At 40.3% G+C, this 18,878-nt stretch carries 19 protein-coding genes; 3 read left to right on the top strand and 16 right to left on the bottom strand.

Going from position 1 to position 18,878, the window contains the following annotated elements:
* From ACTO17_RS09920 to ACTO17_RS09910, 3 genes are all read right to left on the bottom strand, one after another.
* Positions 1 to 764, bottom strand: a 764-nt coding sequence (locus tag ACTO17_RS09920) for a helix-turn-helix transcriptional regulator (RefSeq protein WP_482557813.1), incomplete at its 3' end; no start/stop codon positions are given.
* A gap of 351 nt (positions 765 to 1,115) precedes the next feature.
* Positions 1,116 to 2,513 (bottom strand): MFS transporter, encoded by a 1,398-nt coding sequence (locus ACTO17_RS09915; protein WP_172495605.1) that lies wholly within the window; start codon positions 2,511 to 2,513, stop codon positions 1,116 to 1,118.
* Between the two features lie 169 nt (positions 2,514 to 2,682).
* Positions 2,683 to 5,721, bottom strand: coding sequence for a glycoside hydrolase family 2 TIM barrel-domain containing protein (locus tag ACTO17_RS09910; protein ID WP_482557814.1), 3,039 nt, complete (start codon positions 5,719 to 5,721; stop codon positions 2,683 to 2,685).
* A gap of 203 nt (positions 5,722 to 5,924) precedes the next feature.
* Between ACTO17_RS09910 and ACTO17_RS09905 the strand changes: the two genes are divergently transcribed.
* Complete coding sequence (locus tag ACTO17_RS09905; RefSeq protein WP_172495603.1) at positions 5,925 to 6,788, top strand: AraC family transcriptional regulator; 864 nt, start codon at positions 5,925 to 5,927, stop codon at positions 6,786 to 6,788.
* Between the two features lie 173 nt (positions 6,789 to 6,961).
* Here ACTO17_RS09905 and ACTO17_RS09900 read toward each other — a convergent pair whose 3' ends face one another.
* The 3 genes from ACTO17_RS09900 to ACTO17_RS09890 form a co-directional block, all read right to left on the bottom strand.
* Positions 6,962 to 7,315, bottom strand: a complete 354-nt coding sequence (locus tag ACTO17_RS09900) for a hypothetical protein (RefSeq protein ID WP_482557812.1) — start codon at positions 7,313 to 7,315, stop codon at positions 6,962 to 6,964.
* Between the two features lie 192 nt (positions 7,316 to 7,507).
* Positions 7,508 to 7,846 (bottom strand): DUF5720 family protein, encoded by a 339-nt coding sequence (locus ACTO17_RS09895; protein WP_482557811.1) that lies wholly within the window; start codon positions 7,844 to 7,846, stop codon positions 7,508 to 7,510.
* Between the two features lie 37 nt (positions 7,847 to 7,883).
* Entirely contained in the window at positions 7,884 to 8,279 is a 396-nt protein-coding gene (locus ACTO17_RS09890; RefSeq protein ID WP_172495601.1) for a hypothetical protein, read from the bottom strand.
* Between the two features lie 116 nt (positions 8,280 to 8,395).
* Between ACTO17_RS09890 and ACTO17_RS09885 the strand changes: the two genes are divergently transcribed.
* A complete protein-coding gene (locus ACTO17_RS09885) occupies positions 8,396 to 8,632 on the top strand; it encodes a helix-turn-helix domain-containing protein (RefSeq protein ID WP_172495600.1) in 237 nt (78 codons plus the stop codon).
* A 213-nt stretch (positions 8,633 to 8,845) separates the two neighbouring features.
* On the opposite strand, the gene ACTO17_RS09880 is transcribed toward ACTO17_RS09885, so the two are convergent.
* From ACTO17_RS09880 to ACTO17_RS09850, 7 genes are all read right to left on the bottom strand, one after another.
* Positions 8,846 to 9,358, bottom strand: coding sequence for an ATP-binding cassette domain-containing protein (locus ACTO17_RS09880; protein WP_482557810.1), 513 nt, complete (start codon positions 9,356 to 9,358; stop codon positions 8,846 to 8,848).
* A gap of 732 nt (positions 9,359 to 10,090) precedes the next feature.
* Positions 10,091 to 11,731 carry a recombinase family protein gene (locus ACTO17_RS09875; RefSeq protein ID WP_482557809.1) on the bottom strand — a complete coding sequence of 547 codons (1,641 nt, stop codon included), beginning with the start codon at positions 11,729 to 11,731 and terminating at the stop codon, positions 10,091 to 10,093.
* Positions 11,709 to 13,475 (bottom strand): recombinase family protein, encoded by a 1,767-nt coding sequence (locus ACTO17_RS09870; RefSeq protein ID WP_482557808.1) that lies wholly within the window; start codon positions 13,473 to 13,475, stop codon positions 11,709 to 11,711. Before ACTO17_RS09870 ends, ACTO17_RS09875 begins: the two co-directional genes overlap by 23 nt.
* Entirely contained in the window at positions 13,459 to 15,225 is a 1,767-nt protein-coding gene (locus ACTO17_RS09865) for a recombinase family protein (protein WP_120476956.1), read from the bottom strand. Before ACTO17_RS09865 ends, ACTO17_RS09870 begins: the two co-directional genes overlap by 17 nt.
* A gap of 118 nt (positions 15,226 to 15,343) precedes the next feature.
* A complete protein-coding gene (locus ACTO17_RS09860; protein ID WP_120476820.1) occupies positions 15,344 to 15,598 on the bottom strand; it encodes a DUF6870 family protein in 255 nt (84 codons plus the stop codon).
* Positions 15,599 to 16,004: 406 nt separating this feature from the next.
* The gene (locus ACTO17_RS09855) at positions 16,005 to 16,274 is read right to left on the bottom strand and encodes a helix-turn-helix domain-containing protein (protein ID WP_120476821.1); all 270 of its coding nucleotides are present in this window, start codon (positions 16,272 to 16,274) and stop codon (positions 16,005 to 16,007) included.
* Positions 16,261 to 16,698, bottom strand: a complete 438-nt coding sequence (locus ACTO17_RS09850; protein WP_120476822.1) for an RNA polymerase sigma factor — start codon at positions 16,696 to 16,698, stop codon at positions 16,261 to 16,263. Before ACTO17_RS09850 ends, ACTO17_RS09855 begins: the two co-directional genes overlap by 14 nt.
* A gap of 569 nt (positions 16,699 to 17,267) precedes the next feature.
* Here ACTO17_RS09850 and ACTO17_RS09845 point away from each other — a divergent pair.
* Entirely contained in the window at positions 17,268 to 17,621 is a 354-nt protein-coding gene (locus tag ACTO17_RS09845; protein ID WP_120476823.1) for a helix-turn-helix domain-containing protein, read from the top strand.
* Between the two features lie 84 nt (positions 17,622 to 17,705).
* Here ACTO17_RS09845 and ACTO17_RS09840 read toward each other — a convergent pair whose 3' ends face one another.
* The 3 genes from ACTO17_RS09840 to ACTO17_RS09830 form a co-directional block, all read right to left on the bottom strand.
* The gene (locus ACTO17_RS09840) at positions 17,706 to 18,056 is read right to left on the bottom strand and encodes a hypothetical protein (RefSeq protein ID WP_120476824.1); all 351 of its coding nucleotides are present in this window, start codon (positions 18,054 to 18,056) and stop codon (positions 17,706 to 17,708) included.
* A gap of 79 nt (positions 18,057 to 18,135) precedes the next feature.
* On the bottom strand, positions 18,136 to 18,369 hold the full coding sequence (locus tag ACTO17_RS09835; protein WP_482557807.1) for a winged helix-turn-helix domain-containing protein: 234 nt from the start codon (positions 18,367 to 18,369) through the stop codon (positions 18,136 to 18,138).
* A 145-nt stretch (positions 18,370 to 18,514) separates the two neighbouring features.
* A complete protein-coding gene (locus ACTO17_RS09830; RefSeq protein WP_482557806.1) occupies positions 18,515 to 18,661 on the bottom strand; it encodes a hypothetical protein in 147 nt (48 codons plus the stop codon).
* Positions 18,662 to 18,878 lie beyond the last annotated feature (217 nt).

Genomic DNA, 18,878 nt, shown 5'->3' with positions numbered 1-18,878 from the left:
TCACTCGGTGATATTTTATATCTTTCTTTAAATACTCGGTTAAATGTTCTCTGACTTTCAAATCCACTATCCAGACAAATGTTTGTAATAGAATCACTCGTATTTTCCAAACGCTGGCATGCATAGTTCAGCCTTACATCGTTAAGATATTGATTAAAGTTTCTATGGAATGTTTTGGAAAAGAGTCTGGATAAAACATATTTGCTCACCCCCAGATCTTTTGCCATCTCTTCCAGCGAAAATTTCTTCTTAAAATTTGCTGATATATAGGAAACTGTCTGGTAAATAAGATCGTTGCTCCCCACATTACTCTTTTCTACCAAATTTAATTTTCCTATGCAGCGTGCCAACACAATTTGAAGATATGCCTGTGCAACAGTAATATCCGACTGTTCTGTCTCTAAAATTGCATTTATAACCCTATATACCTCTGGTTCAACCTTTTCCGCTTTGATGATTGGGTATTCAGGAGCCATGGATTGCATGATATCTGCAAATTTGGCTATCGTAAATGGCGATGCAATCAGATAAGTCGCTTTATTTACGCCGGGTGTCAGTACCTGATAGTGATGAATAACATCTGGAAATACAAAGCCTATATCTCCTTTTTCCATATGGTATAGTTCCTGTCCGACACCAAGTTCTAATGCTCCACTTGTTACACAAACGATCTCCAGTGCATTATGAAGATGTGGTTCAATATGTTTTGACTTCCTATTTATTGCTATGATCTCCTCTTTTGTGTCAACATATTTTAACTGCATGAAATACTCCCCTTTGCAACATTTGTCTATATCTTCTTTCGATTTGGCAAGCAATCCTTTTACACCTATCTTATAATCAACTTGTAAATAAGGAAAGGAGGAATTGCAAATGAGCAACCTAAAAAAATATCTGAATGACCTTTTAGTATTCTACACTGAATATTTTGAGCATCCTTACCATGTATAAATACTAAAAGGACTATTTTGTGAGAACTGAATATTTTCTTAAGGCCATTTCACAAAAATGAAGTGGTCCTTTTTTATTTTCAAAATACAGTTCAATCATTTTATATATAGAAAAAAGCACTGTCTCATCGAGCAATGACCAGACAACGCTTTCTCCTGTCAATTCTAATTTATGTCTGATGCATCTGTTACTTCATCTGCAGCAATTCCTTTTTCTGCTTTCAGTTTTTTATTTGCATCTTCTACATTCATTCTTGAAAGTACAAACATAATCAATACATCAAAGATTAACGGAAGCCAAAGATACATAAACTGCATCATATCAAGTGCAGACTGCGGCTGAGTTGCATTTGTTCCGATATATCCACTGAACTCAAGCAGCCATCCAACAACAGCGGTTCCAATACCTCCACCGATTTTTACGCCAAGAGAAGTACAAGAGTACATCGTTCCGTCAATTCTCTTTCCCTGTGTAAGATAAGTGTACTCAGAGCAGGATGCGATAACTGCATTCATATCTCCCTGCCATGGTCCCTGACCTAAGGCTGCAAGAGCTGTAAATGCCATCATCAGCGGAACACTGCCCATATATCCTGCAACAACAACAAGTGCTCTACCGATGACTGCTAAGACATAACCTCTTAAGTTCAGTTTATACATACCTTTCCACTTACCAACTAATGTCGGTGTGAAAATCAGGGCAATGATCAGTGGAATATTTACTGCCCATGCAAATTGTCCAAACAAATTCTTATTTTTCAGTACCCATGTCATGTAATAAATGCCAGCTCCAATCATGGCACCATATAACTGCTGTAAAATATATGTTCCACAAATCATCATGTAATATTTGTTTTTAACAAGAAGCTTGAATGCCTGTACCATTCCGTACTTTTCATTATCATCCTTTACTTCTCCTTCGTTAAGTTCTTCCTCAGGAAGTTCCTTAACAGAAAGTGCTGAAATCGTATTTACGACAAGACCAATGATTGCATAGATAATAGCAACCGTTCTCCATGCTGCAGCATCTCCACCACATTTATCTACAAATCCAACTGTAATTGCCTGAATCAGAAGACTTGTTGAAAACGCAAAAATAAAACGGTAAGATCCCATCTGCACACGCTCTTTGCTGTTCTTTGTAATCAGTGACGTAAGTGCTGAATAAGCAATATTGTTTGCTGTATAAAACATACCATTTAACAGTGTGTAAGAGATAAAGAACCATGCATATTTAGCCGTTGTTCCCAAGCTGACTGGTACTGCAAAACAGCAGACCAGCGTAATGGCACAACCAATATATCCATATAGCATCCAGGGTTTCGCTTTTCCCATTTTACTGTGTGTTTTGTCAATCATTGATCCAAAAAATATATCCGTAAAACCATCAAATAGTTTTGATACGGCAATCAGGGTACCTACGACACCTGCAGCAAGTCCTACTGAGTCCGTCAAATAGACCATCATAAAAGATGTCAGGAACGCATAGACTACATTACCTGCAATATCGCCTGATCCATATCCAATTTTGTTATACCATTTCAAATACTTTTTTTCTTCCATCGAATTTCTTTGCTCCTCATCTTCATCGCACTTAGAATTTCAAGATGTCTAACAGAGTATGATGTCTAATTCTAGTTTTTTCTCTGTTTTTGTCTGATTGCTCTGTATATCCGGACTTTACATAACAATCAGACTCTCTTTCCTTGTTTACGGGTTACATGAAACTTTATTATCCCTTTATATACGGTATCAGTGTAAACTGGAACCGGAATAATACATCATCAAATCGGTACTGCTCCAATATAACTGGACCACAACTGTTAGAACCAATGCCATTTAGTGCATAGTCAACACAAAATACTACACTATCTGATTCTGTCAGTTCATAATTATGCGTTTTCTCCTCAAGTTCTTCCTGCGTATAATAAGAAACATTGAATGAGAAGGCATTTTCCGCAGAGACCACAATTCCATATCGGCTGTTGTTAAGCTCTACATATTCACAATCATAATGGCTTCCATTTTCCTGTGGGCGAATATAATCCTCATGCAAATTATCTACATTTGCCTGATACAAACCGTGGCTCGCAGCCTGATGTTTGTCACAATAGCTTTCCTGTGGTCCCATTCCAAAGTATCGTGTAGCTGAAAGTTTTTTATCCAGGAACATCCTCACACCAAATCTTGGCAGGTCCGGAAATTCATCATCTTTTGTTACTGCAATATCTGCATCAATCTTTCCAGCAGCTTCTATTTTCCATGTGATCGTCACATCAAGAATCTTCTGTACTGTCTCTGCCACAACGGATGCATGGCTTGTAATTTTCACACCATGCTTTCCCTGCACGACCTCTGTCGTGTAAGCTCTTGTATAAGCTTTATCATAATGGGCTTTCTTCCATTCAGACTTGATGTACATATCATTATCTGTTGGTGCCCTCCAGATATTTAATTCCATCGGGTGGTTCAGATATTCCCGACCTGCAAATTTCATCTCTGTAAAAAGTGCAGTCCGTCGGTCGATTGTATATGCGAATTCACGGCCTTTGATATGAATCTGGGTATCATCTTCACTCACCTGTAATTCAGAATCCGTCACTGTTTTTTCAACCCATTTTTCTGCCAACTGACATTTGGCATCCTTCTGGCTTACTTCGATCTCATCAAATCCAAGGATATAATCCTCTTCCAGCAGAGGCATTTCTTTTTTCAGGTGGTAAGTGAGTTTTAAATAGCATTTTCCATTTTCCGGAACGTTGACCTGCAGGTTTGTTTTTCCTTCACTATGTGGTACCACAGATACTTCAGCAAGCTTTCCTTTCCCAATCAAAAGTCCATCCTGTGTCAATTCATAGCTGATTTTCACATAATCTTTCAGATTATCAAAATCCATGTAGTTATGAAGCACCAGTTCTCCGCTTTCTTTGTCATAGGAAATAACCCTTGCCGGGCGATAAACATTCTTGTATTCCAAAAGTCCTGTATGTACCGTTCTGTCCGGATATACTAATCCATCCATACAGAAGTTGCCATCATGAATTTCTTCGCCATGGTCGCCCCCATAAGCATATATAGTCTTTCCATTCTCAGCAGTTCCATGAGCAATCGCATGGTCACACCATTCCCAGACAAAACCGCCACACATTTTATCATTATCCTGAATCATCTGGAAGTAATCTTCAAAATCTCCAGGTCCGTTTCCCATACTGTGACAGTACTCTACCAAAAGAAAGGGTTTGCTTCCATCTTTATCCAGATATTCCTGAATTTCGGAAAACGCCGGGTACATCCGGCTGTACACATCCAGATTGCTGTAATCATATGTTTCATCATAATTACGATATCTTGCACTCTCATATTGTGTGATACGGTCTGGATCAAAATTCTTTGTCCATTCCAGTGCTTTTTCAAAGTTGCAGCCATAAGCACTCTCATTTCCCATTGACCACATAACAATACAGAAACGGTTTTTGTCACGTTCCACCATGAGTTTTACTCGATCAACGATTGCCTCTTCCCATACCGGATCATCTGCAATCTTCTCATTCCATCGTTTGAACCGATTGTAATCGGTGTCTTCTTTTCTGTAGATCATAAATGGACCATGAGCTTCAATATCTGCTTCATCTATTACCATGAATCCATACTTGTCACACATTTCATAGAAAAATGGTGCGTTCGGATAGTGGCTGGAACGGATCGCATTAAAATTATGCTGCTTCATTAACGTAAGATCGGTTGTAATCTGTTCCAGATTGATTGTAAATCCAGTAACCGGATCAGAATCATGTCGATTGACACCACGGAATTTAATCTTCTGTCCATTTAAATAAATAACCTGGTCTTTAATCTCTATCTTTCTTAATGCAATGTGATCTACAATTACTTCATTCTCTGTTTCAAGAATCAGTTTATATAGATATGGATTTTCTGTATTCCAAAGTTCCGGACTTGCGATTTCTAATACAGCTGTTCCTTCTTCAGCAATACTTCCTAGTGCTACAACTGCTCCGTTTCTATCTTCAATCGAAATTTTTACATTTAACGGAGAGTAGAATTTCATTTCAATTTCTACTTTCGCAAGCATATCCTCAATTCTTGTTTTAATATGATAATCACTGATTGCCTGTTTTGGGCGTTTCAAAATGTACACATCCCGGAAAATACCACTCATACGGAATTTGTCCTGATCTTCCAAATAGGAACCATCACACCACTTCATGACCAGAACCGCTATGCTGTTCTCTCCGTCCCGAAGGAGGTCGGTGATATCAAACTCACTGGTCATATGAGAAACCTGGCTATACCCTACATAAGAGCCATTGATCCATACATAAAAGCAACTGTCTACTCCTTCAAAATTCAAGAAAGCTTTTGGTGCATTTTCATCTTTGTGATAAACAAAGGTATGTGCATATGTTCCACATGGAATATCCTGTGGTACATACGGTGGATCAAATGGGAACGGATACCTGATGTTTGTATACTGATGTGTGTCATATCCTGCCATCTGCCATACACTCGGAACCTGAATCTCATCAAAATTTTCTGTATCATAATCTTTCTCAAAGAAGGGTTCCTGAACATCATAGATACTGTTAAAATACTGGAACTTCCAAGTTCCGTTCAATAACTGCATTCGGTCTGACTCTTCCCTGTGCTCCACCAGGTTATCCATTCTTTTGGATGCCGGAATAAAATAGGCTCTGGCTGGCATTGTATTTTCATGCAGTACGCTTAAATCCTCATAATAACGTGGTACAATCATAAATAACTCTCCTTTAATACATATACATTTTTTTGCACTTTGTTTTTCCACAGCAAACCTTGTCTTTTACTTTTATGTTTACGCTTCTCTGTTTTGCTATATATATATCTTATCCTAATCTGCAAAACATGTCTATGAATTGGATTAGACAAAATATGCACTAAATGATACAATAACAAAAAAAGGAAAAGAGGTGCTACCATATGAATATGAATACCGGTTATTTAAACCACTCCCATATGGATTTCAAAGACAAAAGTCGCCCACTGGTTGTAGGAAGTTGCGGTACTTACCGCCTTTCCAGCCATCCAAAGTTACCAACCTACCGTCCAAGGGGACGCCTGGATTATCAGATTATCTATATCACTGCTGGTTGTGGGCATTTTCATTTTGACAATGTGGATAACGAAACGATTGTCCCCGCCGGTAATATTGTACTGTACAGACCGAAGGAACTTCAGAAATATGAATATTATGGAAAAGATAAGACAGAAGTATACTGGATTCATTTTACAGGCAACAATGTAAAAAATATCCTACGGCAATATGGATTCCCGGATAAAGAGCGTGTATTTCAGGTCGGAACCTCTATGGAATACGAACAGATTTTCAAGCGTATTATCATCGAGCTTCAGCGTTGCCAAGATAATTATGAGGAAATGCTTGTCCTTCTGCTCCGTCATCTTCTTATCATCTTTCATCGGGAACTGACCAGGGAACATATCTCGAAAAATGAATACCTGGATCACGAGATGGATAACGCAGTTACCTTTTTCAGTGAAAATTATAACCAGAATATTAGCATAGATGATTATGCTGCCTCACGTGGAATGAGTGTCAGCTGGTTTATCCGAAACTTCAAAAAATACACAGGTTCTACACCAATGCAGTTTATTGTGGGAATCCGAATTAACAATGCCCAGATGTTACTTGAAACAACAACCTATTCCATCAATGAAATTTCTAAAATCGTCGGGTATGATAATCAGCTTTATTTCAGCCGGCTTTTCCACAAGCTGAAAGGATATTCCCCAAGAGAGTACCGAAAGATAAGAAACAAGTTCTAAAATCCACAATATCATAAATCCAGTTTCCCCTCCAAAAGAGGATGCCACGGAATCATCAAATCAACGATTCCATGGCATCCTCTTCTCTCTTTTTGCTATTCTTATTTTACAAACTCAACCGAATAATAATACATATACTCATTATCTGTATCTATGTGTTCTCCTGTAATGTCCTATATCGGCAACGAACTCACTCCTTGTTCGCCATAGATTAGTGCTGGCAATCCTTGCTCTGTTTCATACTCTATCGTGCTTTTGTTCTCTATAGACGTTGCCGATCTACCGTAATATTCTCTGTTTGCAACCCCTTCCAAAATTGGCGTTTCTGTCAAATATTTTGAATATTCGTCTGCCGCAATAAGTTTTGTAGTAAAATTATCAAAATCCGGTGTAATGACAATCAATCCATTTTTAGCAGATTTCACATCCTCATAAGAAAGTTCCAAAACTCGTTTATGAGAAACTCGTTTTCCAGACTGATATTCTAACAAGTAAACGTATAATGCTTGCCATACTTGCCTTGGCAAGAAACAACAGGCTCTCCCCAGTTGACTGAATAGTCACAATGTAAAATATAAAGTGCTCTTTGCCCCCGCAGAAGCAAACCATTTCTTACCATGACGATTTGATTTGTGTCGCTTTCCGCTGGAATTAAAGCGTCAGCCTTCTAGATTGTACCGCTGCTGCTTGAGGAACACTCCCTGTTCTTTCCCAGCCGGTTAAAAAATATCCCTCTTCCGGCGGCTGTCCAGCCTGTCCGGGAGAGGGATATATCGCAATGTTCCTTTTTGAACAATAGCCTGTCTTTTTATTTTTATGAGATATTCTTCCTGCTTTTGTAACATGGCAAAATACTCATCTTCCGTCAAAAATTTCCGGATATAAGCTCCTTTTTTCCCCAGCGAGTTATCTGTTTTTAACATCTCTATTTCTACCATGTAATGGGTATCTGGATGATATCTGGTTTCACATAAAATGCTTTCGCCTTTGATATAATCCGATTTCACCGCCTCCCTTGCCGCCGCTAAAAGTTCATGGATACTTACCTCCACCTGCATCACCTCCTTCAAAAATAACGAAAGAAAAGCAGACTCCTTAATCGAAGTCTGCCTCTGTTGGATATGGTAATCCTCTCTTCTTATATTTTAAATCAATCATTTTTCGGAGCTTCTCTCTTTTCTCTTTCGTTGGCGCATGCTTTTGAAATTCAACCAGCCATCTTTCTAATCTTCCATCATCATCGATCCACGTATCGTTTTCGTATTCCCATTCATCTAATAACTTGGTCAGTGCATCCAATGGTTCTTCCACATCATCGCCAAACTCTTTCCATAAATTTAATCCATAACTTTCCAAGCCAAAGAATTCTGTTAGAAATGAAAACCTCTCCATATCCCCCAATGTCATCTTTTTTCTGCCCGTCAATAATTCCTGATCCCTGCTGCCACAGTAACTCAAGAAAATCTTTTTTTCTTTCTCACTTTCGCTCATAGATTGTCCCCTTTCAGAAATAATTCTTTATTACGAAACATTGTAAAATTTTAACTCATTAGAATCAATATATATGTTTCCAAATAACGAAACTTTTATTTTAAGGAGAATGTATTATGCAGAAAATCAGACCAGATATGGATATCGGTAAAAATATTCAATCCTTCAGATATAAGAACAACTTGACGCAAGATCAGGTCATTGCAAAACTGAATCTCATGGGCATCGTCATCTCCAAAAGCACATATGCCAAACTGGAAACAAACCGCATGAATATCAAAGTTTCTGAATTGGTTGCCCTGGCAAAGATTTTCCATACAGATATCAATGCATTCTTTGACGGTCTGCTGTGATTCGACATTTCACCTATTCCCTGTGTATATAATTACCTCTAAAAAAGAACTAGTCTATATTCTTATCGGATATAAACCAGTTCTTTTTCTTTCCATCTATATTATTTTTACTACTCATATTAATCATTCAATATTCCCCTACTGCATACACATATTTTTTCATTATCTGTACATACAGTACCTATATTCTATTCCACATCAACTGTATACACTCTATATACAGGCTATCTTGTTACACCAGTTTACATCTAAAAACAGTATTTTGGGATTATGAAGCAATGCAGCAATCAATTCCATTTTCATCCTTTCTCCTAATGATAATGTCCTTACCTGTACATCCATAAGCTCCTGCACCTGAAACAGTTCCACAAAAAAGTTCTTATTTTTCCTATACTCGTCTTCTGGAATACGATATATTTCTTTAAACAGTCTCAACGTATCCTCCGCTGTCAGTTCAAAAAACAACTGACTCTTCTGCCCCATAACTACCGCATATTGATGCTTAAATGCCTTCCCCAGCTTATTAGGATAAAATCCCATGACCTGAATTTCGCCGCTTGTTGGCGCAATAATACCAGTCAGCATCTTCACTAAGGTAGTTTTACCCGCTCCATTCGGTCCAATCAATCCTATAAACTCACCCTCATCCACATCCATGTTAAAGGCATCTACCGCAATTTTTTCTTCATATTCTCTATGGAACAGACCCTTAATACTTCCTGTCACTCCCTCCTGCTTCTTATATCGTTTATACTTTTTCGTTATATTTTCTGTCCGTATCATCTTCATGTTTAAATCCTCCAAATGAAATATATTTTCGTTCAAGACACAAAAAAACGTGGTTTCTGCCTGTCATAAACAGACTGAAACCACGGATCCATATGTCTCAAATTGATGTAGCAAAACAAGGCCTTCCATGAAAGGATACCCGCAATGTCTTAAAACCTGCGCTCCATTTCATAGTTGGTCTGAAACAAAAAAAGCATGACCGCTACAGCCATACTTTCCTTTTTCTCATTCATCAAAACAAGACAATCATTCCCAGTGTATGCAGTATTCTGTAAGGCAGAAACAACCAGCATTCAATAATGCGAAAAGGGTGCCACAAATAAAACACTATCTCTAGTGCTCACCACTCGCAGCGCTTACCCTTTTTATTAAATTTAGTTGTTCTTTGTCATTACAGATACCACCAACATATAGCATATCTACCTTTTCTTTAAAATATGAGCCTATATTAACTCATAACTTTTCCAGTGTCAATATTTATTTAATGGATATTTTAATTTTAACAGACGCGTAATAAGCACTTTATTCTACCCCGGCAGGCTCTCCCTCACACACAGCGCCCCATACCCCACCAACGGATTCGGATACTCCGTAAACCCCGGCAGTTCCCTTGCCCCGCGTCTCAAATACGCCTTCACCTTCTCCCCATATGGTGCTGTCAAGTAAGGACTAATAATTTTTTATACTTTTTTTAGATTTATTTATTTTTTCTTTATAAATTATATCAATCCGGGATTCTCCATATACATATATGTTGTCAATCCACTGTTCCACTACATCTTTTGTAAGGCTCTTGAACTTTCCATATTGCTCTGTTTCATCCTGTTGTATCTCACATTCCTCTGCGGCTTTCTCGTTTTCTTCCTGCAGCCTTTGGATCTGCTCACATAACATGCGTTCCTCCTCCCTCAACGCTTCGATTTTCTTTATGTAGGCTTCCCGTCCCATTTGGTTCCGCTTGTACTGCTCATACAGATACTGCTTCTCTATTTTTACCGCATCCCTGCTCTGTTCCAATTCTGTACTCAGCTGTTTCCTCTTTTTTGCCGAAAGGCATAAAGGTATCTCCTCTGGGGTTTTCCTTTGCCTACCATCCGGAGCCGTTCTGGAAACCTCTGTTTTCCGATGTTCTTCCCTTAAAATCCATTCTTCCAGCTTCTGATTCACCCCCTCCAGTACAGCCGCTTCCAGTTTTGCCTCGCTGACATATTCACGGATACATTCACTGCCATCTTCATACATTGCCTTTTTACAGGTAAAACATGGTTCTTTCCTATGACCAAGCCGTATCAGGCTTCTTCCACAATGCCCGCACCGCAGTTTCCCAAGTAATGAACTTTCCTGCCCTGGTGTATGCTTTTTTCCTTTCTGGCATCCGTTATTCTTTAAAACTTTTGAAGCCTGCCAAAACTCCTGCTCCGTAATAATTGCCTCATGCCTGTCGGGAACACATATCTGCTCTTCCTCCGCCACTTGCCGGAAGTGGCTTCCACCAATCTCTGTTACCCGCATCTTTCCATTGACAACCATTCCAAGATACACTTTATTCTGCAGAACTTTCCGTACTTTGCCGCTGTTCCAGTATCCTTCCCCGTCTATGATATGGTACTGCGGCTTCTCCCGGTTCTTATAGTTCCCAGGCGTCGGTATTTTTTCTTTATTTAATATTTTTGCTATTTCCCCGGTTTTACACCCTTCGCAGGCCAGCCCAAAGATCCGCTTTACATATTCCGCTGCTGTTTTATCAACCGCCAGAACTTTCTTATTATCAGAAAACTGGTAGCCGAACGGCGCTCTTGGGCCGATAAAATCCCCCCTTTTCCTCCGCACTATCAATGACGAGCGCATCTTTTCAGACAGATCTTTACTGTACATATCATAGAGCAGGCTCTTGAAAGCAATCTCAATCCCCCCGGTCGTCCCTATGTAGTCGTTACTGTCATACCCATCGTTGATTGCGATAAACCGGACTCCCATAAAAGGGAATATCTGCTCCAGGTAGTCCCCCACTTCCAGATAATTCCTTCCAAACCTAGAAATGTCCTTTACGATGATGCAGCATATTTTTCCTTCCCTGACCATTGACAGCATTTCCTTCACCGCAGGCCGGTCAAAATTTGTCCCACTGTACCCGTCGTCCACGAACTCCAGGGGCTGCGCAGCGGAGCAGATTCCCTTATCCCTGACATATCTTGCAATCAGTTCTCTCTGATGGCTGATGCTGTCGCTCTCTGCTTTCGCATCATTTGAAACCACGTCCCCATCTTCTACGGAAAGCCGCAAATATTCAGCCAGAAACTGTCCTGCCACATCTCTCACCCCTTTCCGCTAACCTGGACATCAGGTATTCATATTCATTCCGGAAACGGAACCGGATATGGATTCTTTTATCTTCAAAGATCTCCACCTTTTCCAGCAGGTTCACCGCCATTTCCCTTGTAAGCTCTTTGGCATCCCTGAAACCCAAAAAGGCTTTCAGCCATCGGTTTTCTCCGCCCATGTATTTTTCAAACTCTTTCAGTTCTCTTTCTTTTTCATTCAGTTCCATTTCCAGCCTGGAAATCTTCCCGGCGTATCTCTCTTTTGCAGCTAAAAACTCTTCTTTTGTCAGGATTCCCTGTTTCATATCTTCATAAATACTGGTTTTCAGATATACATACCTGCCTAATTCATTCCTGATCCGCCCTGCTGCTTCCTTTTTTTCCTGGTAAACTGCCGCATGGGTATCTGATTTTTTCATCTGCTCCAACAGGCTGTCAGCTTCAATAGCTAAATCAATCTGTAGTCTGATCTGTTTTAACACCATATCAAAAATTTTATAATCTACAATGGAAGACGTATTGCATTTCGTCTGTGAATGTCCATAGGCAGATCCGCAGAAAAAGTAGTAGCTGACTTTCCCATTTCTTACCTCTTTGTTCCTCCACATCGCATGATGGCATACCCCGCATACCAGGATGCCCTCCAGCACATTCTCATATCCCGGCCCTCCCTGCCTGTCCTTCCATGCCTTCCGGTTCTTTTCCCTTATCTCCTGCACCTGTTCAAATACATTGCGGTCAATAATTGCCGGATGTGTTCCTTCCAGGACTTCCCACGCATCTTCCTCTTTTTTGCCCCGCCTTTCTCTTGAGTAGATGGAACTGTTATATTTCCCCTGCACCAAATCACCGACATACGCCCTATTGTATAAAATCCTGCTCACTGCCTCCTGTTGCCAAAGGATATGTCCGCAGTTTTTATATTTTTTTGCTCCCTGCTCCCCCGCATATCTGCTTGGGGACGAAACCCCTTCCTGGTTCAGTATGCCTGCAATCTTATAGGCGCTCATCCCCTCCGTCTTCATCGCAAAAATACGCTTTACAACATCCGCAGCAGCTTCGTCTATCACATAACGGTTATTTTCCAGGATATAGCCATACGGGGCCTTGCTGCCTATGAACTGCCCCTGCTCTTTTTTTGCCCGGAACGCTGACATGATTTTTTTCGATATATCTTTTGAATAATAATCATTCGCCAGGTTTTTAAATTCCGTGATCAGGTCTTTATGGGGAAAGATTTCACCCTCACTGTCATACTGGTCGTTGACCGCAATGAAACGCACCCCCAGGAATGGGAATATTTTTTCCAGATAATCCCCTGCCTCCAGATAATTCCTGCCAAAACGTGAAAGGTCTTTCACTATGATACAGTTAATCTTTCCCGCTTTTGCATCCTCCATCATCCGCTCCCATCCCGGCCTGTCAAAATCCGTCCCCGTCTGCCCATTATCCACATAAGTTTCTATGATTTCTACTTTCCTGCCGGATAGCATATAGGTATCCTTTCGGGTTTCCACTTTCCTGCCGGACGGTTTATGCCGATTTCCAGGGAGAATTTCCATATCTTCAAGCCGCCTTATAAAATCTAACAGCAGTTCAAGCTGGTTATCTATCCCGTCTTCGCTTCTGCCGCCGTTATCTTCATTTGACAAACGGACATACAACGCTGTTTTCATAGCCGGAATTGTAGTCTGTTCCGCTGCCTTCCCCTGTTTTCTACTCGTCCTTGCCATATGTACCCTCCTTATCACCGTGGCTGACAGTTTGCATAAGGGGATGCCCGGAAAGTGTCCCCTCTTCCCCGGAACAACTTTCTTCCTTCACTGACAGGTCACCATCCTTCTGCAGCTCTTCTAACAAGCCCAACGAAGCCTGAAATTCTTCCGCATACTTAAATTGTACTTCTATCCTTGGATAGCGTTCCCCCTCCTTTTTCTCATAAACAAATATCTGTGCAATCAGGGAAATGACAACTTCCCTCGACAAGCGTTCCAGAAGGCCATATTTCTTAAATTCATTTACCCAGCTGCATGTATCTTCCCGTCCGCCCGCAAGGAATGCCGCCTCTACTTCCATTGCCTCAAGAATCTGTTCCGCCGCCTGAATACGGTTTTCATAAATCTCTTTTAATTCCAGATATTCCTCCTTCGTAATCAGTCCGTCTTTATAATCTTCGTATAAATCCAGACGCAGATGGTTATATTTTTCTATCTCTTCCTTTTTCTTTGCAGCCTGTCTGCTCCTTTTATCTATCTCCCCCTTCCTGATCTGTGCGTCGTCCAATTTATCCAGAATCCGCCCTAAATCCGTCACATTGCGTATTTGACAGTTTAATAGTTTCAGTACGCTTTCTTCCAGCGCTTCCGCATTGATACTGTGTGGGCTGCAGATATCCTTATTTCCTTTATGCCCTCCGCATACGTAATATACAAATTTCCTTTTCCCAGACGGAACCGTCTTCCTGACCATGTTTGCACCGCAATCGCCGCACTTTACAACGCCGGACAAATGATAAACCTGCTCCTTTGCCGTCCCTGTCCTCGTATCCATCTCAAGTTGTTCCTGAACGTTGCTGAAATCAACCGCCGCAACGATGGCTTCATGGGTATTTTCTACCCGGCTCCATCTGCCCTTGTCTCGCTTTACTTTCTTTTTCACCTTATAATTCGGCGTGGTTTCCTTCCCCTGTACCAAAGTCCCGGTATAAACGGGATTTGATAAAATCCGCAGGATGTGCATATGCGTCCACTTGCTTTTTATATTCTTTTTGAATCCGGTATAAAATGCGCTCCCGCTCTCTTTTTTATAATCCATCGGCGTAAGGATATTCTTCTTATTCAGCTTCTCTGCTATCTTATATGCATTATTGCCCTGCAGGTACAGCCGGAAAATGGAACGCACTACTTCTGCGGCTTCTTCGTCTACCTCCAGCTTATTTTTATCCTCATACGATTTCCGGTAGCCATAAGGGGCAAAGGGTCCTACAAAATCTCCCCTCTTCCGCTTGACCTCCAGGTTGCTGCGTATCTTAATGCTGATATCTCTGCAGTATGCGTCGTTAATCAAGTTTTTGAACGGAATGATAATGTTGTCAGCCTGCGGGTCATTCGCAAGACTGTCATAACGGTCGTTGACCGCAATAAAACGGACACCCAGGTATGGGAATATCTTCTCGATATACTTCCCAACCTCGATGTGATTCCTCCCAAAGCGTGATAAATCCTTTGTTACCACGCAGTTTACTTTCCCTGTTTTAATATCCTCTAACATCTGCTGGAATGCCGGACGCTCGAAATTTACCCCGGAATAACCATCGTCCACCCTCACCGCATGGATTCTGATGTCCTCCCTGGATTTCAGAAACTCTAAGATAAGCTCTCTTTGATTCGTAATGCTGTCGCTTTCCTCCTTATCCCCATCCTCTCTCGACAGGCGCAGGTAAACATCAGCATCATATACGTCAATATTCAGATTTGCATTCATATTCATCACCTCAAATAGTCTTGTTTGTTGTCAAACCTTTCCTATTTGGGGTTCTGCTTCGTCCGTAACCATTGTACCATCCCAGACCGCAGATGTCCATAGAAAGCTCCAACAAAATCTACTCTTCCATACTCATACACAACTGCACCAGCTTGTTTTCAAGGCTCTCTTTTCCCTCAGAGTAGGAAATTTTCACAATCATGCCGTTGCAGATAAAACAAAACGGATTTTTAATTTTCTCTGCAAAATTCCTCCACCGCTCCCCGACTGACAGCGAACGGTCAACTTTTACCTTCTCTATATCTTCCAAAGCGGAAACATCCACTGTACGGACATCCACCTTTTTTAATTCTTCTAAATCAATCTGCTTCATCCTAAATTCCTCAACTTTCCTTAATTCACTATATTGCCCTTTGATTGTCCATTATGTTTCTTTTATCATCCTGCAGGCGGCTGTCAGGAAACAGCGCCATTGGAATCTCACCATCTTTTCAGACCAGATCAGCTTATATCTGGAAGTATCATTGTCAGAAACAGCATCATCGCCGCAAAGTCCCTATCCCTTTGCTTATAATCAAATATCTATCGCTCGTACCTTTACTTCAATGCCAAAAATAACATTCCATCGTTTCCAATACCCGGCACTTTGCGACACGATGTCGCAAAGTGATAGGCACAGATAGTCATGGCGTATTCATTAAAAGGCTCAACTGCTCCATACGTCCTGCAGAATTCTCAATATAAAATTATCAAGGTACACAAATACAGCCAGTTTGCTTCTATGCTCGTATGTCCTTATATGGAACCGGGCGAAAAACCAATGTTTTGGCAATCAGCTTTGTTTCCAGCCGCCTGCGTAGTGTTTCATCCACACAGTAGTGGGTCTGTCCAAACTCGTCATACATTTTTCTGGTTGACAATTTGACTATGTAGCCCTCATAATGCTTCAATACTGCCTGGATTGCCTGTGCATCCCCTTCTGATGCCGCCTTAATAATATGAAAAGGCAGCAAATTTCTTTTTTCTGTCTGTTTACTATTCTGCTCCATCCATATTTTCCTCCATAAGTTTTTTCAGTAATTCCAGCGAGCGTATCCTATGTTCCCGTATCGTGCTGTGTACCAGATTCATTTTCCTTGCGATTTCCACATCGGTCATTTCCAGAAAATAAGATAGCAGAACTACATTCCGCTTCTTTTCAGTCAGAGCCTGCAACGCTTCAACAAGCAAAGTATCCTTAACTTCAATGTCATAGCCGAGAACCTGAAAATGGGAATTGTCCAGATTATATTCATCCATTACAAAAATGCTGTCCAATTCCTGTTCCGTCATATCAGAAAAATTTACTTCGTAATTTGCCCGGTACTCCAGATGCCTAAAATAATCTGCGGCTTCGCCATCCAATGCTAACTGGCACAAGCGGTCAAACTGGTGCATGACCGTCAATTCATCCTGGGAAGAAAGCTTCTCCATTCGGTTTCACCTCCTTCCCATTCCAACTGGCAGAAAGGAAGGTAAAAAATCCCCCTCTACTATTTCTCCCGATTGGGAATGCCCATTTTGACGGGTCTTTCCGAAAATTTTTTAAGAAATTTCCAGAAATATAAAAAACGCCCGGCCGGAGCTGGCTCCACTGGACGTTTTTTAGCGTGACAATATTCTTTTTAACTACATAAACATACTTCGTTGCACTACCTTCAAAGGCGTCTTTAGAAACGGAGTCTGCAAAGATTTTTTTAATTGATTTACCTGCTGTCCGTTTCCATCTGCCAACAATGAACGCCTACTGTTCCTATATTGACGGTCAGGGCAGAAAGTTCCTGAAATATACCTTTCAATCTGCATATCTGCTCCCACACAATCAAAAGGCATAAGAAAACACTCAAATAAGCCTTTGCCGATTGTGTTTTTTTTACAATCCCAAAGGTATTTGAGTGTCAGCAAGTAGTCTTATACGCTACTAAATATTCATCTTTTACACTTTTCACTTTTTAGAGGTATTGCTATACACTACTAAAAAGAAAGCATAAGAGGTGAATGATATGTCTGAAATTGATCCAAAGTTAGGCGAGCTGATAAAGAAAAAGCGTATTGAGCGTCGGCTTACACAGGAAGAAGTGGCTGAACTGGTCGGCTGCCATCCGCAATATTACAAGAATCTTGAAAATGGGAAGGGTATGCCAAGCCTTCCTATGTTCTGCAAGATTATGTGGACGCTGCATATTTCCGCCGATGAATATGTATGGCCAGCTCAATACCCTGATAACCCTACATACAAGTCCTTGCTGAATTTACTTGACCAATGCGATAAATACATGCTGTCTGTACTGCTTGCCACTGCGGAAGCCCTTCTTGCAAATACACCTAACAAAACAAATGATAAAACTGAAAAATAGATTTTTTATGCCAGAAATTATAGAGCGTATATAGAATTTGTTCATTCTTCCTGAAAGAAACGTCTTGTAAAAATGACTCACCCTTTATTTCGGCGAGTCATTTTTCAGATGTGCTATTATTTTTTCTACATTTTGATTTGATGATATAACACCCAATTCAAACAAGATCTGGAAGGCATCTAACATTCCTTGTAAATATGCCTGCTGTTGTTCAGCAAATGCCTTTGACTGCATCTGCTCAATATAGCGTTCCAAGAAATCCCTGGAATGATTTTCTAATCCATTCATTGTTTGCTTGTACTCTTCTTCCAGTTCTGCAAGTCTTTCTGATTCCATCCGGCAGCTATCCAGATGTACCAACGTCTCCCTGCCCATGTCCTCACATCTTAAATTTTGCAAAAACAATTCCAGTTTTTCAGTAACTTCATTTTTCATTTTCTCATTCACCTCTTTCCCAAATACATATTCTTACAATATAAAATAAGCAATGATAATGTATTCCATGCATCACTGCCTACTTTATTTTTTCATTAAATTTATATCCAATACCCCAGATCGTCAGAATGTAAATTGGATTAGCCGGATCTGGTTCTATCTTTTTTCGGATTTTGTTAATATAGGCAATGATATTTCTGCTGTCAGAAAAATAACCCTCTCCCCATACATAGTCATAAATCTGTTCCTTGCTGAATACCTGCCCTTTATTCCTCGCCAACAACTCCAGAATGCCAAACTCTTTATTCGTCATGGGAATTTCTTTCTTATGCAGGAATAATTGCCGCTTTGAAGGAACAATTTCCAATCCATTAAAGGAAAGGATTTCTGTATTGTGGGCAACAACTTTGGGTCTGTAACCATGATCCGATATAAATTTTATTAAGCTTTCATAGAAATCAGTATCTATACTTTCCAATTTTATAAGAAGCAGCTCCACATCTTTTCCTCCTGTCTCCAATTGGATTATGTGTATTCCTTTTCTTATCAGCGCTAGAAATAGTATTTATTCCATACTGCTTTGAGACGGCAACTCCACCGTCCAAAATTCCCTCCCTTGCCTTGATATAAAAAACAGGCTCTTATGAAAATGAGCCTTGTAAGCCGTCAGCATATATCCTGCAAAATTACTGTTAAATAGATAATATCAGTGCTAACTGAAAGTATCTAGCCCACTTGTCAGCCTTTGTGTTAATCTAGTTTTATCATATTTCTTGACTATACATGAGCATTCTTCATATAATGCTTTTTCACAAAAATATA

It is taken from the genome of Petralouisia sp., from assembly GCF_056822245.1.
This window is presented reverse-complemented; position numbering and strand designations above follow the sequence as displayed.